At 34.0% G+C, this 26,369-nt stretch carries 19 protein-coding genes; 8 read left to right on the top strand and 11 right to left on the bottom strand.

Going from position 1 to position 26,369, the window contains the following annotated elements; all coding sequences use genetic code 11:
- Positions 1-9: 9 nt before the first annotated feature.
- Together EMTOL_RS18945 and EMTOL_RS18950 are read right to left on the bottom strand one after the other, a co-directional pair.
- Positions 10-630: a LysE family translocator gene (locus EMTOL_RS18945; protein ID WP_015030941.1), complete on the bottom strand. Its 621-nt coding sequence runs from the start codon at positions 628-630 to the stop codon at positions 10-12.
- A 1-nt stretch (position 631) separates the two neighbouring features.
- Positions 632-1,180, bottom strand: a complete 549-nt coding sequence (locus tag EMTOL_RS18950) for an NUDIX domain-containing protein (protein ID WP_015030942.1) — start codon at positions 1,178-1,180, stop codon at positions 632-634.
- Between the two features lie 145 nt (positions 1,181-1,325).
- Here EMTOL_RS18950 and EMTOL_RS18955 point away from each other — a divergent pair, with 145 nt between their 5' ends.
- The 5 genes from EMTOL_RS18955 (at position 1,326) to EMTOL_RS18975 (ending at position 11,113) form a co-directional block, all read left to right on the top strand.
- A complete protein-coding gene (locus EMTOL_RS18955) occupies positions 1,326-2,648 on the top strand; it encodes a Gfo/Idh/MocA family protein (RefSeq protein WP_041693678.1) in 1,323 nt (440 codons plus the stop codon).
- A 41-nt stretch (positions 2,649-2,689) separates the two neighbouring features.
- Positions 2,690-4,222, top strand: coding sequence for a S10 family peptidase (locus tag EMTOL_RS18960; RefSeq protein ID WP_015030944.1), 1,533 nt, complete (start codon positions 2,690-2,692; stop codon positions 4,220-4,222).
- Positions 4,223-4,461: 239 nt separating this feature from the next.
- Positions 4,462-7,716: a SusC/RagA family TonB-linked outer membrane protein gene (locus EMTOL_RS18965; protein WP_015030945.1), complete on the top strand. Its 3,255-nt coding sequence runs from the start codon at positions 4,462-4,464 to the stop codon at positions 7,714-7,716.
- Between the two features lie 28 nt (positions 7,717-7,744).
- The gene (locus tag EMTOL_RS18970; RefSeq protein ID WP_015030946.1) at positions 7,745-9,505 is read left to right on the top strand and encodes a RagB/SusD family nutrient uptake outer membrane protein; all 1,761 of its coding nucleotides are present in this window, start codon (positions 7,745-7,747) and stop codon (positions 9,503-9,505) included.
- A 99-nt stretch (positions 9,506-9,604) separates the two neighbouring features.
- A complete protein-coding gene (locus EMTOL_RS18975; RefSeq protein WP_015030947.1) occupies positions 9,605-11,113 on the top strand; it encodes a c-type cytochrome domain-containing protein in 1,509 nt (502 codons plus the stop codon).
- 4 nt (positions 11,114-11,117) lie between these two features.
- Here the strand turns inward: EMTOL_RS18975 and EMTOL_RS18980 are convergent, their stop codons facing one another.
- From EMTOL_RS18980 to EMTOL_RS19020, 9 genes are all read right to left on the bottom strand, one after another.
- Entirely contained in the window at positions 11,118-11,534 is a 417-nt protein-coding gene (locus tag EMTOL_RS18980) for a sugar 3,4-ketoisomerase (RefSeq protein WP_015030948.1), read from the bottom strand.
- 133 nt (positions 11,535-11,667) lie between these two features.
- Positions 11,668-12,444 carry an SDR family NAD(P)-dependent oxidoreductase gene (locus EMTOL_RS18985; protein WP_015030949.1) on the bottom strand — a complete coding sequence of 259 codons (777 nt, stop codon included), beginning with the start codon at positions 12,442-12,444 and terminating at the stop codon, positions 11,668-11,670.
- 18 nt (positions 12,445-12,462) lie between these two features.
- Positions 12,463-14,565 (bottom strand): alpha-glucuronidase family glycosyl hydrolase, encoded by a 2,103-nt coding sequence (locus tag EMTOL_RS18990; protein WP_015030950.1) that lies wholly within the window; start codon positions 14,563-14,565, stop codon positions 12,463-12,465.
- Positions 14,562-16,484: a sialate O-acetylesterase gene (locus EMTOL_RS18995; protein ID WP_015030951.1), complete on the bottom strand. Its 1,923-nt coding sequence runs from the start codon at positions 16,482-16,484 to the stop codon at positions 14,562-14,564. Before EMTOL_RS18995 ends, EMTOL_RS18990 begins: the two co-directional genes overlap by 4 nt.
- Positions 16,481-17,704 carry a mannonate dehydratase gene (gene uxuA / locus EMTOL_RS19000; protein ID WP_305953278.1) on the bottom strand — a complete coding sequence of 408 codons (1,224 nt, stop codon included), beginning with the start codon at positions 17,702-17,704 and terminating at the stop codon, positions 16,481-16,483. The genes EMTOL_RS18995 and uxuA overlap by 4 nt, the downstream gene beginning before the upstream one ends.
- Before the next feature lie 61 nt (positions 17,705-17,765).
- Positions 17,766-18,929, bottom strand: coding sequence for a Gfo/Idh/MocA family protein (locus EMTOL_RS19005; RefSeq protein ID WP_015030953.1), 1,164 nt, complete (start codon positions 18,927-18,929; stop codon positions 17,766-17,768).
- A 2-nt stretch (positions 18,930-18,931) separates the two neighbouring features.
- Positions 18,932-20,314: a Gfo/Idh/MocA family protein gene (locus tag EMTOL_RS19010; protein WP_015030954.1), complete on the bottom strand. Its 1,383-nt coding sequence runs from the start codon at positions 20,312-20,314 to the stop codon at positions 18,932-18,934.
- Positions 20,315-20,359: 45 nt separating this feature from the next.
- Positions 20,360-21,253, bottom strand: coding sequence for a DUF6807 domain-containing protein (locus tag EMTOL_RS19015; protein WP_015030955.1), 894 nt, complete (start codon positions 21,251-21,253; stop codon positions 20,360-20,362).
- 63 nt (positions 21,254-21,316) lie between these two features.
- On the bottom strand, positions 21,317-22,657 hold the full coding sequence (locus EMTOL_RS19020) for a putative oxidoreductase C-terminal domain-containing protein (protein WP_015030956.1): 1,341 nt from the start codon (positions 22,655-22,657) through the stop codon (positions 21,317-21,319).
- A gap of 553 nt (positions 22,658-23,210) precedes the next feature.
- Between EMTOL_RS19020 and EMTOL_RS19025 the strand changes: the two genes are divergently transcribed.
- The 3 genes from EMTOL_RS19025 (at position 23,211) to EMTOL_RS19035 (ending at position 26,243) form a co-directional block, all read left to right on the top strand.
- Complete coding sequence (locus EMTOL_RS19025) at positions 23,211-24,362, top strand: LacI family DNA-binding transcriptional regulator (protein WP_015030957.1); 1,152 nt, start codon at positions 23,211-23,213, stop codon at positions 24,360-24,362.
- Between the two features lie 18 nt (positions 24,363-24,380).
- Positions 24,381-25,367 (top strand): aldo/keto reductase, encoded by a 987-nt coding sequence (locus EMTOL_RS19030; RefSeq protein WP_015030958.1) that lies wholly within the window; start codon positions 24,381-24,383, stop codon positions 25,365-25,367.
- Positions 25,368-25,445: 78 nt separating this feature from the next.
- Positions 25,446-26,243 carry a cupin domain-containing protein gene (locus EMTOL_RS19035; RefSeq protein ID WP_015030959.1) on the top strand — a complete coding sequence of 266 codons (798 nt, stop codon included), beginning with the start codon at positions 25,446-25,448 and terminating at the stop codon, positions 26,241-26,243.
- The last annotated feature ends 126 nt before the right edge of the window (positions 26,244-26,369 follow it).

Here is a 26,369-nt window from a genome sequence, read left to right on the forward strand (position 1 = left end):
CTTTTTATTTTATGCTACTATGATTTTGTAGGCATCGTAAATCATTTTGAGTCCCACACTAATAAAGACAAGCCCTGAAATATATTTGATATACAAAATTGTATTATCGTTTAATTTCGTTTTGATTCTGTCTGCAAAAATTGCAAATGCAGATTCCACTACGAAAATCATTAAAATACAGGTGCTAAAAAACAAAAATTCATCAAGTGAATCATATTTGTAACCTTTCAATGTTGCAGAAACCAGCATCCAAGAAATAAAATTAACGGGATTTACAACATTTAATAAAAAACCTTTGCCAAAAAAATAAAAGAATCTAGCCAACTTAAATTCTTGCATTTTTGATGGAGCTTTGGGTTTTCTAAATTGTACAAATCCTAAACTTATCAGGAGAACTGAACCAAATATTCTTGAATATAATCCAAAATTTGGGATATTTGGTAGAAATGAAGTTCCCAAAAATGCGATGGCAACCATGATGATATCGCCAAATACTACTCCCAGTGAAATTTTAACACCAGCTTTGTAGCCATATTGAATACTATCTTGAATCAATGCAAAAAATACGCTTCCAAAGCCAAAACTTAAAACTACCCCCGTTACAAAACCAAAAACTATTGCTTCTAACATATTACAGTCCCTTTAAACGTGCTACTTTTAAGATGCCAGCTACACTCATCGAATCGGTTATTTCATCGGATAAAACCATTTCGAGTGCCTCTTTTAATAATACCTTTTTAACTTGTAATTGTTCCGTATCTTCGGGTTGGCTTTCTGACTGAGTCAAATCTTCTGCCAAAAAAATGTAAGCAACTTCATTGCAAACAGAATTAGATGTATGCAATTTTGATATCAATTGCCATTTTTGAGCAATTAGGCCAGTTTCTTCTTTTAATTCTCTTTTGGCCGTTTCAAGTACCTCTTCTCCATCTGGGCAGCCTCCTTCGGGAATTTCCCAAGAATATTCATTTAATGGGAAACGGTACTGTCCTACTAACCACGTATATCCTTCTTTATCAATTGGCACGACTCCAACAGCGATATTCTTGAAATTGACAACCCCATAAATTCCCTTTCCTCCACTTGGATTTATTACATTTTGATGGACAACTTGTATCCAATTATTTTCATACCTAACTTCTGAGTCAAGTATTTTCCACGGGTTTATATTTTCATTCATTTGGCAAAAATAAAATAAATTCAATTAGGTTGAAAACATTCAGCCAATTCTGAATTATTGACTAAATATTAACTTAGTACATTTTTTCTTTAATTTGAAGAAATTGATACATTTACATCTCAAATTATTTCAACCCTATATAATTATGAATTCCAATAAAACTCATCTTAACCGTAGAGATTTCATTAATAAAGCCTCACTGTTCTTTGGTGGCGTTATGATTGTTCCACGTCATGTTCTTGGTGGGCAAAGCCCAAGTGGGAAAAAATATCTTGCTCCAAGCGACATCATTTCGCTTGGCTTTATTGGCACAGGAAAGCAAGGTCGTGGACTGACAACATCGTTTCTTAGTACTAATGAAGTGAGAATTTCGGCTATATGTGAAGTTTATCAAGCAAAAGCCAAGCTTACTCTTGATAGAATTAAAGCTCACTACGAAAAAAATACACAATTAGGCCAATTAGGTGAAATTCCAGTTTATGAAAATTTTACAGAGTTGTTAGAAAGAAAAGATATAGATGCAGTAGTAATTGCCGCTCCAGACCATTGGCACGCAGCCATGGCAGTGAGAGCCGCACAAGCTGGAAAAGATATATATTGTGAAAAACCTCTTTCTTTAACAGTAAAAGAAGGTAGAGCAATGGTAAATGCTGCTCGGAAATATAAAAGAGTTTTTCAAACCGGTAGTATGCAACGTTCTTGGCCTGAATTTAGACAAACCGCTGAATTGATTAGGAATGGATATATTGGTGAGGTTAAATCAATTAAAGTAAATGTCGGAGCTCCTCCGGTTGCATACAATTTAGCTGAAGAGAGAATTCCAGAAGGCTTAAACTGGAAAGCATGGCTTGGGCCAAATTTACCTGTTGTTTTTAATTCAGAATTAGCTCCGCCTACTTCAAAAGATGTTTTTCCCAATTGGCGTCTTTATCGTGAATTTGGAGGAGGAATGGTTACTGACTGGGGTGCTCACATGTTTGATATTGTCCAGTGGTCATTGGGTATGGATGATAGCGGTCCTGTAGAAGTATTCGCCCCAAATGGAAAAGATATTCAATATTTGACCTTTAAATATGAAAATGGTATAACCATGACTCATGAAAAATGGGAATGGAATAATGCCATTCATTTTATTGGAACTGAAGGTGAAATAAAAGTACAGCGAAGAAAACTTGAAACTTCCCCTGCCTCATTAAAAGATAAGGTTATTGGTGAAAATGAAAAACATGTTTATAAATCAGAAAATCACTACAAAGATTTCTTAGATTCAATGAGAAGTAGAAATAAACCCATTTGTGACGTTGAAATAGGACATCGTACAGCAACTGTTTGTAATATTGGTAATATTGCCTATCGCCTTAATCGTTCGTTGAAATGGAACCCTCAAAAAGAAGTCTTTATTGACGATAAAGAAGCTAACCTGCTATTAGGCCGAACGATGAATAAAGAATGGGGAATTAAAATCTAAACTAATTTTATATACTTACAATCAATAAACAATCGTTTTAAATGAAATTCAAATTTATTCCTTTATTATTAGTAGGCACTCTCGCTTGGGCCCAACCCAAACCTGCTGCAAGCGTACAAACGCCTGCTCCATCAAAAGAAGAGAAGGCTTCTTCATTAACAATTCCTTTTAATCCAGATTCGTTTGTTACGACAGAACATGTAACAACCATAAAAGGCCAAAAAGTCCCTTTTCAAGCTCAAACGGGTACAATGCCTGTTTTTGATGAAGATGGAAAGGCAATCGCAGGCTTATTTTATACGTATTATGAACGCTCAGATGTAAAAGATAGAGCGAGTCGTCCATTGGTGATTTCTTTTAATGGAGGCCCAGGTTCTGCTTCTGTTTGGATGCATATTGCTTATACTGGACCGCATCTTTTAAATATCGATGATGAAGGCTATCCTTTACAACCTTATGGAATCAAAGAAAATCCCTACTCAATTCTTGATATTGCCGACATTGTTTTTGTAAATCCAGTAAATACAGGTTATTCAAGACCTACAAGTAAAGAAGTACCTAATTCTAAATTTTTTGGAGTTAACGCCGATATAAAATATTTAGCAGATTGGATAAATACTTTTGTGACAAGAACTAATCGTTGGGCTTCACCAAAATATTTAATTGGAGAAAGTTATGGTACAACACGTGTATCAGGTTTAGCATTACAATTACAAAATAGCCAGTGGATGTATTTGAATGGAGTAATTTTAGTTTCTCCAACCACACTTGGAATCGAACGTGGAAATGCGTCGGGTGCAGCTTTAAAATTACCTTATTTCGCCGCTACGGCTTGGTATCATAAAGCCTTGAGCCCAGAATTGCAGAAAAAAGACTTAGTAGAAATGCTTCCAGAAGTAGAGAATTTTACAATTAATGAATTATTACCAGCCATAAGTAGAGGAGGATTCTTAGAAGATACTAAACGTAAAGAAATTGCTACCAAAATGGCAAAATATTCTGGCTTGTCAGAAAAAGTTATTCTTCAACAAAATTTCGATATTCCACTTGATTTCTTTTGGAAAGAATTGTTAAGAGATAAAGGTTTTACTGTAGGGCGACTTGATTCAAGATATAAGGGGATTGATAAAAAAGATGCTGGCGAAAAACCAGACTTTAATTCAGAACTAACTTCTTGGCTTCATTCTTTTACCCCTGCAATAAATATTTATTTGAGAAATGACTTGAATTACAAAACAGACTTAAAGTATTATATGTTTGGCCCTGTAAGCCCATGGGATAGGAGTGGAGACAATACTGGTGAAAACCTTCGTCAAGCAATGGCACAAAATCCTTATTTACATGTAATGGTGCAATCTGGATATTATGATGGTGCTTGCGATTATTTTAATGCTAAATATAATATGTGGCAAATGGACCCGAGTGGTAAATTAAAAGAACGTATGTCGTGGAAAGGTTATAGAAGTGGGCACATGATGTATTTACGTAGAGAGGATTTGGCAACGGCTAATGAGGATATACGAGAATTCATAAAAAAATCGCTTCCAAAGCCAAATCAATCAGCAAAATATTAATTTGAAATATTTACTTTCGTTTAGGAGGTTACGTAAATCACGTAGCCTCTTTTTATTTTAATTGTACATGCAATTTTATTATTGTTTTAAATTTTCTTTATTAAATGTTTTTAAAATCAATGGTTTCTATTATGAAAATATTAACTATTAATTTTTTTTAATAAATAGTTAGAAATTGAAAATTTTATACTTTATATTTGAATTTAAACATTTTTCAAACCTAATCTTTTTATTATTTTATGAAACAACTATACCCTATTCCAATCAGGGTAAGGGCTATCATGCTTTTACTATTTTTCACTACTTCAGCAGTTTTTGCACAGAGAAAAATCACTGGTAAGGTTGCAGATGGCGAAAGTGGAGCAGGAGTTCCTGGTGCAACAGTTCAAGTAAAAGGAACTAACAAAGGAACTTCAACCGATGCCAATGGAGCATATACACTAGATGTACCGGCAGGTTCTACGCTTGTTTTTTCATCAATTGGATATTTATCAGTTGAAGAGGCTGTTGGAAATCGTTCAATTATTGAAGTTGTGCTTCAGTCAGATGCAAAAGCACTCAGTGAAGTTGTTGTAACTGGTTACGCTACACAACGTAAAAAAGACATTACTGGTGCAGTAACAGTTGTAGGTGCTAAGGAGTTAACAGCCTTACCTGCAGCAAGTGTTACGCAAATGCTACAAGGTCGTGCTGCTGGGGTTACCGTGGGTAACGACAACTCACCGGGTGGAGGAACCATGGTTCGTGTACGTGGTTTTGGTTCTATCAATAATAATAGTCCTTTATACATAATTGATGGTACTCCAACTCAAGGAACATTAAATCAAATTAATCCAAATGATATTGAAACAATGCAGGTATTGAAAGATGCCTCTGCTGCTTCTATCTATGGTGCTCGTGCAGCCAATGGTGTTGTAATTATCACAACAAAAAGAGGCTCAGCAGGTGAACCAAAAATTACCTTTGATATGTACACTGGTACTCAAAGAGTTGGGAAAACACTTGATTTATTAAACACACAAGAGTTAGGTCAACTTTATTATCAGTCTGAAATTGGTGCGGGTCGTCCAGCTGGAACTTCACCATCTGCACAGTACAAGTTTACACCAGATGGACAAATCACTGTTGCCGATTACATTTATCCGAACGTATTTGGTGCATTACCTGCAAATTACACGTATACTAATGATATCAATGACCCAAATTTAGGTAAGACGGCTTTCAATATTACTAAAGCTAATAAAGAGGGTACTGATTGGCAACACGTAATTTTTGGACCAGCTAAAATTCAAAATTATCAATTAGGTGCAACTGGTGGTTCAAAAAATGGTAAGTATTCAATTTCTGGTAATTATTTTGACCAAGATGGTATCTTACAATACACGTCATACAAGCGTTACTCAGTTCGTGCGAATACAGAATTTACAAAGAACCGTTTAACTTTTGGTGAAAACTTTACAGTATCTTATGATGAGAGAGTGGGTGTTCCATCTGGAAATCAAAATGAAAGTAACCCAATCTCATTTGCAATTCGTATTCAACCAATTATTCCTGTTTATGATATTACAGGAGGTCCAAAAGCATTGGGTGGTACAAATACCTCTGATTTGAATGGATTTGCAGGTAGCCGTGGTTCTAACTTAGGTAATGCTCCTAATCCATTTGCTAGACAATGGCGTGAAAAAGATAACATAATCAAAGGAACACACATCTTCGGAAATATATTCGCAGAATTAGAAATTATTAAAAACTTGAAATTTAGAAGTAGTCTAGGAGTTGAGTTTAATAATTATAATTTCTCTCAATATTTAAATAGAGATATCGAAGCAGCCGAAGCTAGAAATGCCAATAGTTTAACAGTTTCAAATAACCTCGACCGTGCAATTACTTGGTTCAATACTTTAAACTACAGTAAAACATTTGGTAATCATAACTTAAATTTCTTGGCTGGTACAGAGGCAGTTCAAACTTATGCCTTTGGTTTTAGTGCTGCAAGAAGTAACTTCGCATTTGATGATTTATCTTATCGTTATTTGAACCTAGGTGCTGCAGCAGGTTTATCAAACTCAGGTTCTGGTGCTACACTTACTGCTTTGTTCTCTCAGTTCGGAAAAGTAAACTATAGCTACAAAGATTTCTTACTAGCTGACGTTACTCTTCGTCGCGATGGTTCTTCTCGTTTCTCTCCTGCATACCGTTATGGTGTATTCCCAGCATTTTCAGTGGGTCTTCGTATGACTGAGTTTGATTTTATGAAAAAACTTACATTCTTGGATGATATGAAAATCAGAGCAGGTTGGGGTAAAACAGGTAATCAGTTAATTCCAAACGTTTACAATGGTTATACTCTTTACACGCCAGACCCTAATAACAATGCTTATGACATTTCTGGTTCTGGAAACTCAATTGCTAATGGTTTCGATTTAACTCAGTTCGGTAATCCGAATGGTCGTTGGGAGACTAATACATCGACAAACTTTGGTATTGATGCAACAATGTTGAAGAGTAAGTTAGAGTTCGTTTTAGATATTTATAGCAGATTAACTTCTAACATGCTTACGCAAGTGCCAATTCCAAGAACTGGTGGTTCTGCAACAATTCCTTATGTAAATATTGGAGAGGTAAGTAACAAAGGTATTGACATTAATTTAACTTATCGTGATAAAATTGGTCAACTTCGTTATAGCGTAAGTGGTATGATTAGTCATTACAAAAACAATGTTGTAAAACTTAATAATGACCCTAATGCTACCATTTTTGGATTTACTACACGTCTTCCAGCAATTTCTGTAACTAAAGCAGGCTTACCAATTTCAAGCTTCTATGGTTATATCATTGATGGTGTAATCAAAGATGATGCAGAAGCCGCAGCGGCTCCGAAATTTGGTTCTTATACTCGTGCAGGTGTATTCAAGTTTAGAGATATCAACGGCGACGGTGTAATTACAGCAGCTGATAAAACAATCATTGGTAATCCGCATCCTGATTTTACATATGGTTTTAATATCAACTTAGGTTATAAAAACTGGGATTTAGCAATTTTTGCACAAGGGTCACAAGGAAATGATATCTTTAATTATCAAAAATTCTGGACTGATTTCAATACTTTCCAAGGAAACCGCTCTAAAGATATGCTTTACAACTCTTGGAAAAAACCAGGTGATAATGCGTTATTACCACGTTTAAATTCTCAAGATGGTACAAGTCAGCAAATTTCAAGCTATTTTGTTGAAGATGGTTCATACATGAGAATCAAGAATATTCAATTAACATATTCATTCCCTGCAGCCCTGATTCAAAAAATCAAGTTAAGTTCTGCTCAAATTTATATTCAAGGACAAAACCTATTTACATTTACAAAATACAAAGGTCTTGACCCAGATATTAACTTAAGAAACTCAGGTACTGACAACCAAGATATTCACATGGGTATTGACGAAGGTGCATTCCCTGTTGCAAAATCTTATAATGTTGGTGTAAGAATTGGATTCTAATTGATAAAATATTAAAAGAAAAATTACAATGAAAAAACTTTTTATAATTGGATTGATTGGAATAAGCTTCTCTTGTTCAGAATCATTCTTTGATATTCAACCGCAAGGAGCGGCCTCATTGGCTTCTCTTACGAATAAAAATGGCGTAAATGCCGTTTTGATTGGTGCATACTCCCTACTTGATGGAGTTGGTGCAGGTAATACTGGTCGTCAATCAACTATTTCAAACTATGTATTTGGTGGTATTACTAGTGGTGATGCAGTAAAAGGTACTGATATTGGTGACCAACCAGAACAAGAATATATTGAACAGTTTAACTGGTTATCAGATAATACTTATTTTTTAGGTAAATGGCAACATTCTTATGATGGTGTTGCTCGCTCAAATGATGCTATTCAACTCGTATCAAATCCAGATGTAAAGGATATGACCGATGCTGAAAAGAATCAAGTGATTGCTGAAGCTCGCTTTTTACGTGGTCATTACCATTTTGAGGCTAAGAAAATGTGGAATATGGTTCCGTATATTGATGATAAAACATACAATCCAGCAGACCCGAATTCAACTAAAATCCCTAATGACCAAGATATTTGGTCAAAAATTGAGGCTGATTTTCAGTTTGCTGCTGATAATTTACCAGCAACACAATCTCAAAAGGGACGTGCAACTAAATGGGCTGCAAAGACATATTTAGCAAAAGCATTAATTTTTCAAAAGAAATGGGCAGCTGCTAAAGTATTGTTAGAAGACGTATATAAAAATTCTGGTAAAAGATTAATGCCAAATTACCATGATAATTACCGTAATATTACAAATAACAACGCCGAGTCAATTTTTGAAGTCGAATTCTCAGTGAATGATGGTACAAACGGGAACAATGGTAATGCAGGTGATAACCTTAACTGGCCTTATTCTGCTAATGCACCTGGTAGAGGATGTTGTGGTTTTTATTTACCATCGCAAAACCTCGTGAATGCATTCAAAACTGCTGATGGTCTCCCAATGATTGGTTCTACACCCGATGGTACTTCCGACACTTATAATAAAGTTGATTTACCAAATGACCAAGGCTTAAAATCTGACCAAGCTTTCAACCTTGACAAGTCAGTACCAGTTGACCCTCGTCTTGATTGGACGGTTGGTCGTCGTGGAGTTAACTTTTTAGATTGGGGTCCGATGCCTGGTTATTCTTGGATTCGTAACCAAAACTATTCAGGACCATACATTGGTAAAAAATGGATGTATTATCTTGCGGATGAAGGAAGTTCAACACACTCAACTTCTAAGCGTAACGTAAATAATAACTATCGTTTATTGAAACTTTCATCAGTAATACTTTGGTTAGCAGAATGTGAAACTGAACTTGGAAACTTACAAGCAGCTGAAGATTATGTAAATATGATTCGTTTGCGTGCAAAAACTGGTTCTGTTCAAGACCCATCAGTTAACTATGTAGTTAATCCATATCCAAAAGGAACTTTTGCAGAGAAAGGTGCTGATTTTGCAAGAAATGCTGTTCGTATGGAAAACCGCTTAGAATTTGCCATGGAAGGACATCGCTTCTTTGATTTGGTACGTTGGGGTATTGCTGAAAAATACTTGAATAAATACCTTGCAGAAGAATCAATTGATGGCAAAGATTTATCTGGAAGAACTTATAACAAGCGTGTTTATTTACAAGGGAAAACCTTTACATCTAAGAATGCTTATTTCCCATTGCCAAATGATGAAATTTTAAATAGCCAAAAAGATGGAAAGCCTACTTTAAAACAAAATCCTGGATATTAATCCTTTGAATTGCTAATAATCAAAAAAGCCAAAGTACAACTGTATTTTGGCTTTTTTATTAAGTAAAGAGCTTATTTTTGTTATAAATTACATCCTTCAATGGTTATTATCTCAATTTCAGACTGGTTTACATTTATTGGACGTTTTCATCCATTAATGGTTCATTTACCAATTGGTTTTTTTTCAATTTTGGTAGTGATTGAAACATTAAATAGGTACAATTATTTAGAAGTACATAAAAAAGTAATTCAAGTAATTATATTTTGTTCAACACTCAGTGCAATTTCTTCATGTATTCTTGGCTATTTTTTATCGTTGGAAGGTGGATATAATGAAGAAATATTGGTAGAACATCAAAATCAAGGAATAGTATTTTCAGTTTTAAACTTATTAATGTTTTGTTTAAAATTAGATTATTCAGAAATAAGAATACCATTTTCTAAAAGGATTTATGATGTATTACTACTTCTTACAACATTAATGATGATAATTACTGGTCATCATGGAGGTAATCTGACTCATGGAGAAGATTATTTAACAGAAAAATTACCTTTTAATAAGAAAAATAATGAAAGTAGTGTTGCATTATCAAATTCAACTAAAAATCTCGATAAAAATACGGTAATTGTTTATAAAGACATTATCAAACCAATATTTAAACAAAAGTGTGAACAATGTCATAATGCCTCAAAAATGAAGGGGAATTTAAGAATGGATGAGGTTTCCTTTTTTAAAAAAGGAGGGAAACATGGAGAAATTTTTAAAGCGAATGATGCTGAAGGGAGCGAATTTATTAAAAGGATTCTACTTCCCGAGTCAAACGATGAACATATGCCTCCTAAAGGAAAACCACAAATTACCGAAGATGAACTTAATTTATTGAGATGGTGGATTCAAGAAGGTGCATCATTTGATAAAAAATTTGTAGAATTTGAGATTGGTAATGAAATTAATCAATCCCTTTCAGGTTTAGGTTTTCTTTTTTCTGATGAAAATAAACGAAATGCAAGAAATAATCAAACTGGTTTTATCCTTGAAGAAAAGATTTTAAATGAACCAATCACAACAATTAATGAATCGTTAATTCAAAAAATTAAGGAAAGCGGTGGTCTGGTTTTACCTATTTCTCAAAATAAAAATTATGTTGAAATTAGCTTTGTAAATAATAAAAATCTCAATGATGAAAATATTCAATCAATACTAGGAGCAGAAAAACAAACAATCTGGCTAAAACTTTCGAATACCAAAATTACTGACAATGCTGGTGCTGTTATTGAGAAAATGACAAATACCACAAGACTCAATCTATTTAATACTAAAGTTACAGATAAAATTCTAACCAATATTCAAAAACTTCCGAAATTAGAATATTTGAATCTTGTTGGAACGGGTGTTTCTGATGCAGGTTTGAACAGTATTATCCAAATGAAAAATCTTAAGAAGCTTTATATTTGGAACACTAAAATAACAGATGAAGGGCTAAATAAAATAAAAAACAATTTACCAAACTTAGATATAGAAAATGGTATTACTGAAAAAATGAAGATAGATTATTTGAATTTAAAGCAAAATGAAGTGAGTGACGACGTTTATAAGAAAAAGGATTGAATATTCAATCCTTTTTTGTGTTATTTATAAAATTTTGAATTTCAATATCTTGTGCTTCTGAATAACTTGGATAAATATAATCAGTTGGGTCATAATTCTCATTAGAAACTACCAAAACAATAGCGTTATCTGTAAAGTTTTCGAGTGTATGCCAATCTTGAGGTTCAAGTACTAGAACTTTGTTAGGCTCATCAAGGGCGAATACCATTTTTTTATCTGGTGTTTCCACGTATATTTCGCACGACCCTTGTAAGCACATTAATGCTTGCCATGCTTTTATGTGTCTATGCCCACCTCGGGTTTCCCCATCAGCATTGGTAATATAAAAAATCCTTTTTAGTGAACCAGGTAATATATTCTCAAAAACTGTTAAATCGCCCCTTTCGCCCGAATGAACGGGTAAAGTATGTATTTTTGGCATTGTTTTTAGTGTATTAATTTTAAAGAGTTTGTTGAATTTTCATAAAGTCCTAGTAAAATTAATAAATAATCGGATTTTTTGTATGTAAATACACTAAATTTTATTGCTGAGCAGTAACATTACGATTAATTATTCAAAATCCAATCGAATTGCCCCCGTCTACAGGTAAAGAGGCACCTGTAATATAAGCTGAAGATTCTGATGATAAAAATACAGCAGCCCATCCAATATCTGATGGTTTTCCAAAATGCCCCATTGGTGTTCTTCTTAGTGCACGATTCATTCTATCGGGGTCGCTATTCATAGCTGTTTTCATCATATTCGTTTCAATAAACCCTGGAGCAATGGCATTAACACGTATATTATGGGGTGAAAACTCAGATGCTAATACCTTTACCATACCTTCAACCCCTGATTTTGAAGCGGCATAAGCAACTACTCTATCAATTCCATAGTAAGCCGCCATGGAAGAAATCATAATAATTGAGCCACTTTTACGGTTCATCATTTTTGAGGCTACTGCTCTGGTTAAGGCAAATACAGAGGTTAAATTGGTTTGAATAATTCGATTGAAATCATCATTTGTTACTTCCAATGCTGGTTTTTTCATATTTATTCCAGCATTATTTACCAGTATATCAACAGGGCCTATCGTTGTCTCAATTTTTTCAACAAGACCCTCTGTTGCTGTTAAATCAGTTACATCATTTACTACGTAATGAGCATTCGCACCTAATTCATTGACTGCTTCTTTAAGAGGATCTTCTCTTCTACCAGTAATGACAATTTTTGCACCAGCTTGAATCATACATTTGGCTATATCAAAGCCTATTCCACTACCTCCACCTGTAATGAGTCCAATTTTGCCCTCTAATGAAAATACTTTTGAAAAACTGCTATCTAATTGCATAATAATAGGATTAATAACTTATCTTAAATGATATATTTCAACTAATTTTTTAACTTCTTCTAAGGTTCTATTCGGGAGAATTAAGTTATTTGGTATTGGCATTTTTGAAAATTCCTTAAAATAAAGAACGCATGAATCTCTCCACCAAATAGCCTCTTTTTCTTGAATTTTTAATCTTGCCATTACGCTTGCATACGTTTCTTTGTCAATGTATGGCTTCATTTCATTCCATTCTTTTTGTAGATTTTTAGTTTCTTCTACACCCGAATAATATCTGTAACATAGTTCTTCCCAAAGACTATTCCCTGTATTCAATTTTTTGCTCCAAGGAATATGATGAAACCAAAGTAAGTAATTCAAATCGCATTTATCAGGATTCCCCCAAGTATCAATTATTTCTTTTGAATAAAGTTTAATGGCATTGCTAACTTTGCCAGTTCGGTCAAATCCTAATCCTATTGAATCTGCACGATGATAATAAATTGATGTCCAATCTGGTCGGGCTGCCTTTGTTAGCCAAGGTTCTGGTCCATAATGGTGCCCTTCTCCCATCATGTGATGCAAACCTAATGGATAGGTATATTTGATATAGGTTGGTAAAGATTTTTGCATAATAGCATTAATCTTTTCTTTGGCATTATTATTATTGGTAAGTGTCATTCCTATCCACTCTTTGGCAATATCTTCTGAACTTAATTCATGATTCCATGCTAAGCGTCCGAATGCATACCAATTTGCTTGGTTGAATGGGTGGCCACACCAATTTGCATCTGAACCTGTGTTTGCTACTCCAGCCATCAAAGACATTTGAGAATTGTATAAGCTACCATCAATAACTTTTGACACCGTTGAGCCTTTGCCATTTGCGTATGTATCGGTATCTAAACATTCCCGAAACATCGGTGCTAAATAAGTAAGATGTGTTGATTGGCCTAAATATTCTTGAGTAATTTGAAACTCTATTCCAAGTTTAGTCTTTGGGAAGCTTCCAAACATAGGATGAAATGGTTCACGAGGCATAAAATCTATTGGGCCATTTTTTACTTGTACAATAACTTTTGGGTCAAATTTTCCATCCAAAGGCTTAAATTGTTCATATCCTTCCTTAAAACGGTCTCCATTTGGGTCAGCATTATATACAAAAGCACGCCAAATAACAATGCCATTGTAGGGTTTCATGGCTTCGGCGAGCATATTTGCTCCATCTGCATGAGTTCTTCCGTAATCTTGAGGGCCGGGTTCTCCTTCTGAATTTGCTTTTACTAAATACCCACCAAAATCTGGAATATATTGATGAATTTCTTTAGTTTTTTCAATCCACCATTTTCTTACATCAGTATCGAGAGGGTCAGATGTTTTGAGACCTCCAAGAGTTCGTGGTGAACGGAAATTGACAGAAATAAATACTTTTATACCGTAAGGACGAAGAACATCTGCTACAGCTTTAATTTTTTCAAGATATTCAGCAGTCAAAAAGCGAGAACTTGCATTTACATTATTAATTGAAGTTGCATTAATGCCTAAAGAAGCATTCGCACGGGCATAAGTTATGTAACGAGGGTCTATTCTGAAAGGTAATTCGTTCCATTTCCAAATCGATGAACCAGCATATCCGCGTTCGACGGTTCCATTAGCATTATCCCAATGATTTAACATTCTGAGTTTCACTTTGGGGCTACTAACAATATTTTTTGTAATAATTTTTTCTGTCTGAATATTCCTCAATAGTTCAAAAACTCCGTATAATACACCAGTTTCTGTTTTTGAAGTGATTGTTAGATTATCCTTTTGGACAATAATTGCAAAACTATCTTCAGGAGAATCTTTAGTAAGTTCTTCTTTATTTGTAATTTCTAATTTTATTCCTCCAGTTGTGTTGTTTTTAGAGTTATTTGTTAAGTTTTTTCCTAAAAGTCCCTTAAATCCGATTTGTAATTCTTCAAGTGCTTTCTCTATTGTAGGTGTTTTTTTTGAAGGAATTATGATAGAATTATATTTGGCATAAGCTGATTGGACATTTTTATTTTTTATCAAATCATATTTCAACCAAAGTCGAGAACCATCATCTGCTAAAGAAATGAGAGGTATTAGGATTAAGAAGAATAACTTTAAATATTTCATTTTACTTTCAATTCAAATGGTGAAGCTGGTAAATTGATTGAATTATAGAGGTTTGCATTCACTGGATTATCTGCCCAAGCATACCTTATCTTATTTGGTTTGGTAATTGAATCATGCCAAACTAAAACTTGACTTTTATTAATAATTTTTGCATTTGCCCATGAAAACTGGCCATTATTATCTGCTAATGCAAAGCCACCTAAAGTACTATTTCTAAGTGTTTTTAATCCTTCTTCCGCGTTTTTGAAGGTAATTAATACTTTTTTTTCAGAAAGTTTTGCACTTATTGCTATCGGACTTGTTGTCTGATTTTTTTGATTATAAGCAAGTTTAAAAGCTTGTAATGCTAATCTTTGACCAACTGGCTTTTTTTCAAATGGATGAATATCATTCCATTCGCCTAAATCAATATTCACAGAAAGACCAGTATTAGGTACATTAAGTAAATTTAATTGTTGTTGTCTGAGTGCAGCCCAATCACTTTCGGAAGGTACACTTTGTCCTTCCATATAGTTAGGTAATTGGGAGATTAGAAATGGTAAATTATCTTGATTCCATTGTTTTCTCCAACTTTTAATTAAGGATTGTATCAAAGAAGCATATTCAGACGCTTTTTTAGTATTTGATTCCCCTTGATACCAAACTACTCCTTTGATTGCTAAATTTTTCATAGGTGCAATCATGGCATTGAATAATCCAACAGGCTTCCATCTTACAAATGTTTGTTCTACTAACGCAGGCATTTTTGTTCCTAAGTTAAAACTCCAAGAACCGCCAATTGAAATTGTATCTTTTTCAAAAACAATTTTATAAGGTTTATCTTTTATAAAACCACCCACCCCAGAGCCATTAATTACTCGTACTGTTATGATGTTTTTTCCAGCAAAAAGTGTGTTCGGCTGTAAAACATACCTTCTTGGCGGATATTGATAACTTGTAGTACCGATAAATTTACCGTTAATAAATACAGAATCTGCATCAACAATTCTTCCTATGTAAAGTATGGCTTTTTGATTAATTAAATTCGCTGGAATATTAATTTCTTTCTTAAACCAAAATGCACCATTGATTGGACCATATTTTGTATTTACCCAAGAATCTGGAATGTTGATTTTATCCCAATTTTCGAAATTGATATCATTTGATTTCCAATTAAATTTTAATCCTTCATCTCTAGAGTTTAATTCATGATACCAACTTTTACTATTATTTCTATCGTTTTCTTCTATGTTTTTAATCAATTCATCATTTTTGAACTTGCTAAATTCGGATTCATAATTTGGAAAGTTTTTGATTTCTTCGGAAGAAATCCATGCTTCTGCAGGTGAACCACCCACTGCTGAATTAATTATTCCAATTGGAATTTTGTGTTTTTCATAGATTTCCTTCGCAAAGAAATATCCTACTGCTGAAAAAGTATAAATGTTTTTTGAGTTTGCCACTTGCCAATTTCCACCGCTAAAATCTTCTTTTTCTTCATGAAAATCATATTTATCAGGGACTAAAAACTGTCTAATATCAGGGAAGTCGACTTTCTTAATTTCATCGGCGTATTTATCAATTAGCCTATTAAAATCGGTTTCCATGTTGGATTGACCTGAACAAACCCAAATATCTCCAAAAACAATATTTTTAACGCTTAATTCATTACTTGCTTTGAGAATGATTTCACCTTTAATTCCTGCTTTTTGTGCAGGTAATTTAATAAGCCATTTTCCGTGTGCATCTGTTACTGTTTTTAGGTGTAATTGATTAAAATCAAGCGAAATTTTTTCGCCTTTAGATGCCCAGCCCCAAATATTAACCTCTTTATCCCTCTGTAGAACCATATTGTCACTAATCAACTTTGGTAGTTTGATTTGGGCAAATACTGAGGTGCAAAGAAGGTTGAGAATAATTATTTTGAATGAAAATTTCATAGTTTTTTCTCCTGCAAATTACGTTCAATAGCCATTTGAAGTCCACGTATTTCAGCTAAACCTTTTAATCTACCGATGGCAGAATAACCTGGGTATGTTTTAGGTTTTGAGATACCTTCCTGTAAATCATCAAGCATTTGATGGCCGTGGTCAGGACGCATCGGAATTTGACTGTCAGTTTGTCCTGCTTTTTTTCTACGATTTTGTTCTTCAATGACAGCTTTAACAACCTCATACATATCTACATCGCCATTCAAATGGGCTGCTTCATGAAAGTTTTTGGGATTTTCTTCACGTTTGGTAGTTCTTAAATGCAAGAAATGGATTCGATTGGCAAACTTTTTTACCATTTTTGCCAAATCATTGTCAGCACGTACACCAAGAGAACCCGTACAAAAAGTAATGCCATTGGCTCTGATATTGCAGGCATCCATCAGTTGCAACAAATCATTTTCAGTGCTTACTACTCTTGGTAGTCCAAGTAGAGGCTGTGGCGGGTCATCTGGATGAATACAAAGATTGATACCCACTTGCTCTGCAAATGGAGCAACTTGTTTAATGAAATAATATAGGTTTTCTCGTAATTCTTTGTCGCCAATATGTGCATAATTATCAAGTAAACCTTGAAAAGTATTCAAATCAAAAGCTTCATTAGAACCCGGAAGGCCCAGTAAGGCAGTATCTTTGAGTGTTTTTATTACTTCCGAACTCATTGAATCAAATTTCTTTTTAGCTGATTCAACTACCTCTGCCTCATAATCTTTTTCTGCGTTTGGCCTTTGTAAGATAAATAAATCAAAAATAGCAAAGTCTTCCCAAACAAAACGTAGGGCTTTTGAGCCATCGGGCATTTCATAATTTAAATTCGTTCTCGACCAATCAAGTACAGGCATAAAATTATAGCAAACCGTTTGAATGCCACATTTGGCTAAATTTGCTAATGATACTTTATAATTTTCTATAAAATACTCTCGTGATGGTAGTCCTTTTTTGATGTCTTCATGAACTGGCAAACTTTCAACAACCAACCATTTAAGTGTTGAATATCGATTGTTATCTTTTTCAATAATACTTATTCTTTCTTGAATGGCTTCAACGCTCCAAACGTCACCAACTGGAATTTGATGTAACGCAGAAACTACCCCCGTGCAACCTGCTTGACGAATATCCATTAAAGAAACAGGGTCGTTGGGGCCAAACCAACGCATTGTATGTATCATTATTTTAGGTAATTAAGAATGAAGAATTAGATGTTTTATCCAATTCCTCATTCTATATTCATTATTTTTTCAAACTGATTCTTTGGGCATTTTTTTGTGCTTTTAAAGCTAGTTCCATTGCTAAAAAGCAGTGCTCCTGACTCATAGCGGTTTCGGTTCGATTTAAGACATCATCAACCAACTGTGGTCCATAAGGTAATACTTGAGCTGAACAATCAAAATGTTTGGTTTCCTTATTATCAACTAAAAACAAATGACTCCCCCCTTCACGACCAGCAATATCAATATTTTTTCTGATTTCAATGTATCCTTCAGTTCCTAAAATGGTTAATCTTCCATCACCCCACGTTTTTAGTCCATCAGGAGTAAACCAATCAACTCTTATGTAGCCCATTCCCCCATCACCACGAAGCATTACATCACCAAAATCTTCAAATTTAGGGTATTGTGGATGATGTACGTTTCCTATTTGTGAAGCAACAACATCTGCTTTTTTAGAATCGGTAAAATATAAAAATTGGTCAAATTGATGGGAGGCAATATCTGTAATAATTCCACCAAAAAGGTCTTTATCGAAGAACCATTCAGGTCGAGTTTTGGCATTCATTCGGTGCGGACCTAGACCTATGGTTTGAATAACATTCCCAATAGCACCAGCTTTTACTAATTCACCAGCTTTAACTGTTGCTTTATTTTCAAATCTTTCACTGTACATGATTGAGAAGATTCGACTGGTTGCTTTTTGTACTTTTTTAACTTCTGCTAATTGTTCAAGACTCGTAATGCCGGGTTTATCAGACATAAAGTCTTTACCTGCTTTCATTACTCTTATTCCTAAAGGAGCTCTTTCAGAAGCAATTGCTGAACTTAAAACCAATTGAATAGATTTATCTTCTAAAATCTCTTTTTCATCTTTAGCCAATTTGGCATCAGGATATCTTTTTGCGAAATCTGCAATTAAATTTGCCTCTTTGGCATAGTATGCAACTAATTGACCACCACCTTTTTTAACGGCTTCTACTTGTCCGTAAATGTGGTTATGATTCATTCCAATAACAGCAAATTTGATTCTTGGAGAATCATAAGTAGGAACTGAAACAGCTTTTATTATTTCAGTTGAATAGCTACCAAAATTATTATTGTTAAGAAAAGGAAAAGCCATTAGACCAGCAGCAGCAGTGCTGTTTTTAATGAAATTTCTTCTATCGCTAGTATTTTCTTTCATTTTTATTTCATTTTAATGTAGTTAGTACCATAAGGTTTACGTTGTGGACGAGAAAGCATTTTATTAGCTTCTTCATCATTTACGAACTTCTCTGTCGTAGGATTCCAAGTTAATTTTCTTGGTAATTTCATTGCAATATGGCTAATTAAACATACTGTACAAGCACGATGACCGATTTCTACAGGTGAAATAGGGTCTTTTCTTGATTGAATAGATTCAAGCCAGTTAAGATGATGTTCTGTACTTTTGTACAGATGTATTTCATTTTCTCCAATTACTGAATCAAGAATTTTTGGGTCACTTGCATCTAGTGCTTTACTACTTTTTGCTCTTGAAACAGGGTCACTTGCCGAAGCTACGTATTCACCTCTCGAAACAAAAATCCATCCTTCTGTACCTTCATATCTAATTCCATTTGGGAAGCCACCGCTGGTGTACATAGTTATTCCATTCGCATACTCTGCTTTTACCATGAAATCTCCATGAACATTCCACAAACCAGATTTAGGAAACTCTGCAACCGATTGTACGGAAATAGGTCCTGTTAATTCAGTATCCATTCCCCATGCTGCTGAATCAAAGTGATGTTGTCCCCAACCAGTAATCATACCAGCACCGAATTGTTCAACTCTCAACCATCCTGGACGTCCATATCCAACTTGTGGATGAACACCATTTTCTGTATATGGAACTTCAGGTGTTGAGCCTAACCACATATCGTAATTGAAACCTTTTGGAACAGGCATCGTAGGAAAAGAAGGTCCAGATGGGTCGCCTGGTAAACCTACTTTTACTGTATGAAGTTTACCGATTCTGCCATTTCTTACTAATTCGGCAGCTACTCTAAATTGTGCAGACGAGCGTTGTTGAGTGCCAACTTGTAAAATTCTTCCTGTTTTCTTAATGACATCGCTCAACATTCTGCCTTCAGCAATTGTTAATGAAGTTGGTTTTTGAAGATAGATATCTTTGCCAGCTAATGCGGCTTCAATGGCTGGTTGTGCATGCCAATGGTCTGGTGTACTGATAATTACTGCGTCAATATCTTTATTTAAGAGCATTTCACGATAATCATCGTACATTTTTACATCTACAAAATTATCCTGACCTGTTTTCTTTTTGTAATAATTTTCTACCAATAATTTTCCATCTTGCAAACGGTTTTTATCCAAATCACAAACGGCAATCATTCGAGCAAGGTCGTGTTGTAAGGTGCCAACCATATCGTGGTCACGCCCGATTCTACCACAACCAATTTGTCCAATGTTGATTTTATTACTAGGGGCATTTTTGCCCAAAACTGTTGATGGTACAATCGTTGGAATACCGATTGTTGCTGCTGCAACTCCCTTCAAGGTTGTTCCTATAAATTTTCTACGTTCCATATTTAATATCGAATTAAGGTTGAATTTCTTTGTTTTAATCTTTATTTACTCCGATTTGTACTTTTCAAACTGTTCCGTAATCTTTGCAGAATTCGTATCGCCTGAATGAACCAGTACACGGTAGCGTAGTTTAATAGTTTGACCTTTCTTTAAAGTAGTTTCTTTATCATTTGCGGGCCAATACATTGGGGTTGGAGAGAAAAAGCCATAATCTCTAGTAAACCATGGAGCTGGATACCATTCATTCGAAGGATGTTGAAGAATTGCCATTCCTTCCATTTTTTCACCACGTTTACCATAGAAATCAATCCATGCTGCTTTTTTTCCAAATGTTTCTTTTTCTCCTTTTTCACCGTTTGAATTAATCATCGTTCCACCGTTTATTACTGCTAAATCGGCATCCATTCTACCACTAAACAGAGAGTGATTGGTTTTTTCAATTACCACATCAATCAACATTTCGAGCGTGATGTCAAAATCAATTTGGTATAATTCCTTAGTTGGAGCAGTAATAGTAATTTTTCTGAAATCTTTTATCGGAGAAATCGCATTTGGACGACGCCAAATACACTCATTTTCAATGACAACCTTTTCATTACCTGATTCGATGATATCAGCTCTTACAGGAATAATTTGTCCACGTTCGAGACCTTCTTGCCAATAATTTCCTCCATTTACTTTATCACAGCCAAAAAAGAGCGAACTATGATGTGGATAATTGGCATTTCGCATTGAAGTTACGGTAGAATTTGAAGGACCATTTACGGGAAAGAAAAACGGATATTTTTCATCCTGTGAAAGGATATAGCTAGTAAACAAATTATTATTGATTAAAATATCAATTTTTGAATTGAATCTTTGGGCAATAATTTTATTCTGTGCAATAGATTTCTGTGCAAAAATTGCCAGTAGAATCAAAAATAATGGTCGAAATTTCATTATAATTACCTTTTTATGCAGAGATGCTTTGATATCCTCTCTACAAGATTTAATAAATTTATATTATTTCTTTTTTGCCAGTTCTAAAGCTTTGGTAGTTGTATAATATTTAACTAACATATTTGGCACTTCCCAAGCTGGTAATTGATTTTTGGCTTTATAGTCCAAAAATCTTTCCATAACTTCCCCGAAATGAGCTTCATGACCTGTTCTATAATTATCGGGAATTTCTACTAACCACTCTTTTTCTTGTTTTATCAATGAAATTCCAGGGTATTTTTTTTGTAAAGCATCAAATGCCTTCAATAAATCTGCATCAGAAACTTTATCGGTTTGAATGTATAATTGTGGAATAAATTTCTCAGCTTTTCCTTGTCGAATTTCTATATTTGCTTTGCTACCTTTCATTATTGAATAATGTGTATCACCTCCTTCTGGAGTACTATAATTCCATAAAACTCGCACTTTAGTGTTTACTCCACGAAGTTTATAATTGATTTCTCCGTTTGCGTAAATATTTAATGTAGTATCATTCTTGAGGTCTTTTTTTAAAAAATCTGGGAAATGATTTTGACTTGTAATCACCGAAAACTGATTTAATGTCATGGTTGTTGGCCATCTTTTAGCAGAAGTTAGTTGCACATCTTTTGTTGAAAGAACCACATTTGGAAATGCTGCCCATTGTACTAAATCAACCAAGTGGGTGGTAACGTCGACAATACCTTCCCCTTGTTGCGAAACATCCATAAACCAAGTTGGACGTTTAAGCGGACTTCCTGAAACATATTTGTAGAAATGATGCACACTTTCTTTGATAATTGAGGGATTTTCAGGAGTTCCGTTTTGGAGTGTACCAAAAATTTGTGGAATCTGAGAAATTTCTTTTTGAAGAACCGTTGTTATTTCCGAACGTTCGGTCATAATATCATACAAAAGAACATTGTTTTTCTTGGCAGCTTCAAAGGCTTGAATTAGTTGCTGGTATCCCTTGCTATCAATGCACATGGGTTTATCGGCAAGAATATTTATACCTGCCTGTGCTGATTTCAATATATATTCAGTTTTCTTTTTATTGTTTCCTGCAATAACTAATACATTTCCTTTTTTCTCAGCAAGCATCTTTTCTAAATAATCATTTCCTTGATATACATTTTCTTGCCAATGAGTTGGATTTTTCGCTCTTGTGTTGTAGCTCTCTATTCTTTTCAAATGGTCTTGTAAATCTTGCCCAGCAGGTGCATAAACATTTACAATTGATTCTACATTATCATAATTTTTGTTTTGTACAAGTGCCGCATGAAAATGACCTGGGTCAAGCGTAATGAATTGAATAGGTTTTTGTTGTGACACACCCTTTAATGTTGTAAGAATTAATAATGAAAAATAGAAAAATTGCTTTGACATAGGTATTAGAGTTTTTTAGATTATAAATTTCTAAAAATAATTCTATAAATTGTTGAAAAACTTTAATTTAAGTTAAATGATTATCAGAAGTTGATTTAATTTCATTATTTCTCTTTCAAATTCTGTAATGCCAACACATAATAGCGTTGGCAAATACAAAATTTGGTTCGTGTTAATAAACACTTTTGTTCTAATAGAGAAAGTAGATTTGTTTTTTAAATAAAATTGAAATTATTTAAAAAGTACAATTTTGTGCTTGGTAATTACTGATTTTCATGAAAGTCGTAATATCAATCAATTTTACCACAAATTGTATTTAATAGAAATATATATAATAATCATTGCACTATTAAAAGAAAAATGTATTTATTTTACTCGAAATGCTCTGAAATCTATCGGATACGTTTTCGGAAACGTTTCCGATAGGTAAATTTTTGTTTTATTAGTTTCTAAAAAATTTTATAAATTCTAAGACTGTTATTTGTTGATTTTTTTAGTTACTAATTTGTATTTTCAAGGTTTAATTTGATTGGTATAAAAAAAATACAAATTGATGATTGCTTGTACAAATTGTGGTAAAGTTGAAACCATTGTCAAAGCGGGTTTTATTAGAGGCAAGCAACGTTTGTTTTGCAAAGGGTGTGAATTGTATTTTACGATAAATCCGCCCAACGCAGCAAGCAATAAAAAATCACATCAAACAACCATTGTTGATATCGCAAAAGTTTTAGGAATTTCACCTTCAACTGTTTCAAGGGCATTAAATAATAGTTCAGAAATTAATGAAAACACTCGGCAAGAAATTATCAGAGTGGCTAACGAATTAGATTATCGGCCTAATTTATTGGCACAAAGCCTTCATAGAGGAGAAACACATACTATTGGTGTGGTTATTCCTGATATTCAAAGACCGTTTTTTGCAGGTGTTGTAGCAGGTATTCAAAAAGTGGCATCAGAAGCAGGTTATCGAGTAATGATTTGTCAATCGAACGAGTCGCATTCAACCGAAACTTTAAATGTTCAAGCTTTAATGGCAAGTAGAGTAGATGGCTTGCTAATTAGCCATACGAAAGAAACCAATTCGTTTGAACATATCAAATTGCATTTGAAAAAAGGCGTACCAATTGTACATTTTGATAGAGTTTGTGAAGAACTAGAAACCGCTAAAGTAATTCAGGAAGATTTTGAAGGAAGTTTTGCTTTGGTTGAACATCTGATTCAGCAAGGATGTAAGCGAATTGCCGCTTGTGCTGGTCCTGTTGATTTGTTGATTAGTCAAAAAAGAATGGCAGGTTATAAAGCAGCACTTGAAAAATACGGATTGACAATTGACCAAAACTTAATTTTCCATAGTGATTTTAAAGAAGAAGATACACTTTCAGCACTCAATCAATGGCTTGAAATGCCTAATCGACCAGATGGTATTTTTAATGTGCATTATGCTAATGCCATAGAAATGATAATGGCTTTAAAGCAAAAGAAAATACTAATTCCTGAGGAAATAGCATTGGCTGCATTTGGTGATGATTTACTTGCATCGATGATTGAACCATCATTAACTGTATATAATCAATTTCCCTTTACAATTGGGCAAGAAGCGGCAAGTATATTAATAGACAATATAATAAACAAAGAAAACTTTGTACCTTACACAAAAGTTATCAAGGGGAAATTAATTGTAAGGAAATCTTCTAAGAAGAATTAAAATAAATTTTTTATAAAAATGAAATACAGAAAATTAGGAAAAACAGGTTTTGAAATTTCTGAAATAAGCCTTGGTACTTGGCAAGTTGGTGGTGTTTGGGGTGAAGTGTTTAGCCATGAAAACGCTGAAAAAATTTTACATGCGGCTGTAGATTCAGGCATTAATTTTATTGATACTGCTGATGTTTACGGAGATGGAGAAAGTGAAAAGGCCGTTGGTAAATTTGTAAAAAATCGTTCAGAAAGAATTTATGTGGCAACAAAATGTGGTCGTCAACTGAACCCTCATGTAAATGAAGCATATCAACCCGCTGTATTAAGGAAATTTGTTGAAGCAAGTTTAAAAAATATGGGTTTAGAAACGCTTGATTTAATTCAATTGCATTGTCCGCCAACGCAAGTTTTTTATCGACCAGAAATTTTTGAACTATTTGACCGATTAAAAGAAGAAGGAAAGATTCTAAATTTAGGTATCAGCGTTGAAAAAGTAGAGGAAGCCTTAAAAGGAATTGAATATGATAATGTAACATCAGTTCAGATTATATTTAATACTTTTCGTCAGCGTCCAGCCGAATTGTTTTTTGAACAAGCCAAAAAGAAAAATATTGGTGTTATTGTTCGTGTTCCATTAGCGAGTGGACTTCTAACTGGAAAATTCTCTAAGCAATCGACTTTTACTTCGGGTGACCACCGCAATTTTAATAGAAATGGAGAAATGTTTGATAAAGGTGAGACTTTTTCAGGGATTGATTATGAAACGGGTTTGACAACCGTAGAAGAGCTCAAAGCACTTTTTCCAAATGAATCAAACTTAGCACCCATTGCCCTCAAATGGATTCTACAATTTGATGCAGTGAGTACAATTATTCCGGGAGCTTCAAGACCAGAACAAGTTTTATCTAATATTGCATCACTTGATTATCCTGATTTGACAGATGCACAAATTACAGAAATGAATAAAATTTATTCAAAGCACATCAAGCCATTGGTGCATCACTTGTGGTGATGGTTTATTATTGATTATCATTAAAATTTTACAAAATAAATTTTAGCTATTTTCACCTAATCTAGACCTTCCTTTCCAATGAAAACGCTCAAAAAACTCTTTTTCCTTTTATTAATACTTCATTTTAAGACTTATTCACAAGATAAATTTTCTGAATCGAGGGTGTATCGTTGGCAAGATTTAGCGGTTGTGAATAGGCCACAAGGTGAAGCGAGATTGATTTTAGAAGGCAAAACACCGCATTTTAAGTTGTTTAAAATTCATGCCACAACTGTTTTTCCAAAAGGAAGAATGAGAAAAGAAGCTTATACACAAGAGAATGAAGAGTTAATTATTGTAAAGGAAGGAGAGTTGACGGTTACTATCGAAGGTAAAACCAAAACCCTAAAAGCTGGCGGTATTGCCCTAATTATGTCTGGTGATGTTCGTGAGACTGTAAATCTGAGTGATAAAAACACTACATACTATGTTTTTCAGTATTATTCAAACGAACCTGTTGATATTGAACGTGGAAAAAAAGCGGGTGGCTCTTTAATGTTGAATTGGGATGAGACAACCTTCAAACCCCATGATAAAGGAGGAAGAAGAGATTTTTATAATCGAGCAACAAGTATGAGTAAAAGATTTGAAATGCATACAACAACACTCAATGAAGGTTTAATGAGCCATGATGCACATCAGCATAAAGCAGCCGAGGTTATTCTATTAGTTAATTCACAAAACAACGAAAAGGAAAGTCAAGCCCAAGAGATTATTAACGGAGTTTGGCATGATTCAAAAGTGGGTGATGTGGTTTTTCTACAATCAAATGATTGGCATGGCTTGAAAAACGTAGGCAAAGGCACTTGTACTTATTTTGCTTTTCAGTTTGAATAAATATAGATTCTTTTTTAATAATAAAGAGATGAAATTCGTCGCATAAATTGTTTTATTGGTCGAGCTTATCTACTTTATAATTAAATAATTAGATAGCTTAGCAAAGACAGAAATAGATGTACGATA

Source organism: Emticicia oligotrophica DSM 17448, assembly GCF_000263195.1.
Taxonomy (GTDB): Bacteria; Bacteroidota; Bacteroidia; order Cytophagales; family Spirosomataceae; genus Emticicia; species Emticicia oligotrophica.

What these genes read in the sequence shown, in the direction of transcription:
- EMTOL_RS18945 (WP_015030941.1), bottom strand. Translation starts at nt 630, where the DNA reads ATGTTAGAAGCAATAGTTTTTGGTTTTGTAACGGGGGTAGTTTTAAGT.
- EMTOL_RS18950 (WP_015030942.1), bottom strand. Translation starts at nt 1,180, where the DNA reads ATGAATGAAAATATAAACCCGTGGAAAATACTTGACTCAGAAGTTAGG.
- EMTOL_RS18955 (WP_041693678.1), top strand. Translation starts at nt 1,326, where the DNA reads ATGAATTCCAATAAAACTCATCTTAACCGTAGAGATTTCATTAATAAA.
- EMTOL_RS18960 (WP_015030944.1), top strand. Translation starts at nt 2,690, where the DNA reads ATGAAATTCAAATTTATTCCTTTATTATTAGTAGGCACTCTCGCTTGG.
- EMTOL_RS18965 (WP_015030945.1), top strand. Translation starts at nt 4,462, where the DNA reads ATGAAACAACTATACCCTATTCCAATCAGGGTAAGGGCTATCATGCTT.
- EMTOL_RS18970 (WP_015030946.1), top strand. Translation starts at nt 7,745, where the DNA reads ATGAAAAAACTTTTTATAATTGGATTGATTGGAATAAGCTTCTCTTGT.
- EMTOL_RS18975 (WP_015030947.1), top strand. Translation starts at nt 9,605, where the DNA reads ATGGTTATTATCTCAATTTCAGACTGGTTTACATTTATTGGACGTTTT.
- EMTOL_RS18980 (WP_015030948.1), bottom strand. Translation starts at nt 11,534, where the DNA reads ATGCCAAAAATACATACTTTACCCGTTCATTCGGGCGAAAGGGGCGAT.
- EMTOL_RS18985 (WP_015030949.1), bottom strand. Translation starts at nt 12,444, where the DNA reads ATGCAATTAGATAGCAGTTTTTCAAAAGTATTTTCATTAGAGGGCAAA.
- EMTOL_RS18990 (WP_015030950.1), bottom strand. Translation starts at nt 14,565, where the DNA reads ATGAAATATTTAAAGTTATTCTTCTTAATCCTAATACCTCTCATTTCT.
- EMTOL_RS18995 (WP_015030951.1), bottom strand. Translation starts at nt 16,484, where the DNA reads ATGAAATTTTCATTCAAAATAATTATTCTCAACCTTCTTTGCACCTCA.
- uxuA (WP_305953278.1), bottom strand. Translation starts at nt 17,704, where the DNA reads ATGATACATACAATGCGTTGGTTTGGCCCCAACGACCCTGTTTCTTTA.
- EMTOL_RS19005 (WP_015030953.1), bottom strand. Translation starts at nt 18,929, where the DNA reads ATGAAAGAAAATACTAGCGATAGAAGAAATTTCATTAAAAACAGCACT.
- EMTOL_RS19010 (WP_015030954.1), bottom strand. Translation starts at nt 20,314, where the DNA reads ATGGAACGTAGAAAATTTATAGGAACAACCTTGAAGGGAGTTGCAGCA.
- EMTOL_RS19015 (WP_015030955.1), bottom strand. Translation starts at nt 21,253, where the DNA reads ATGAAATTTCGACCATTATTTTTGATTCTACTGGCAATTTTTGCACAG.
- EMTOL_RS19020 (WP_015030956.1), bottom strand. Translation starts at nt 22,657, where the DNA reads ATGTCAAAGCAATTTTTCTATTTTTCATTATTAATTCTTACAACATTA.
- EMTOL_RS19025 (WP_015030957.1), top strand. Translation starts at nt 23,211, where the DNA reads ATGATTGCTTGTACAAATTGTGGTAAAGTTGAAACCATTGTCAAAGCG.
- EMTOL_RS19030 (WP_015030958.1), top strand. Translation starts at nt 24,381, where the DNA reads ATGAAATACAGAAAATTAGGAAAAACAGGTTTTGAAATTTCTGAAATA.
- EMTOL_RS19035 (WP_015030959.1), top strand. Translation starts at nt 25,446, where the DNA reads ATGAAAACGCTCAAAAAACTCTTTTTCCTTTTATTAATACTTCATTTT.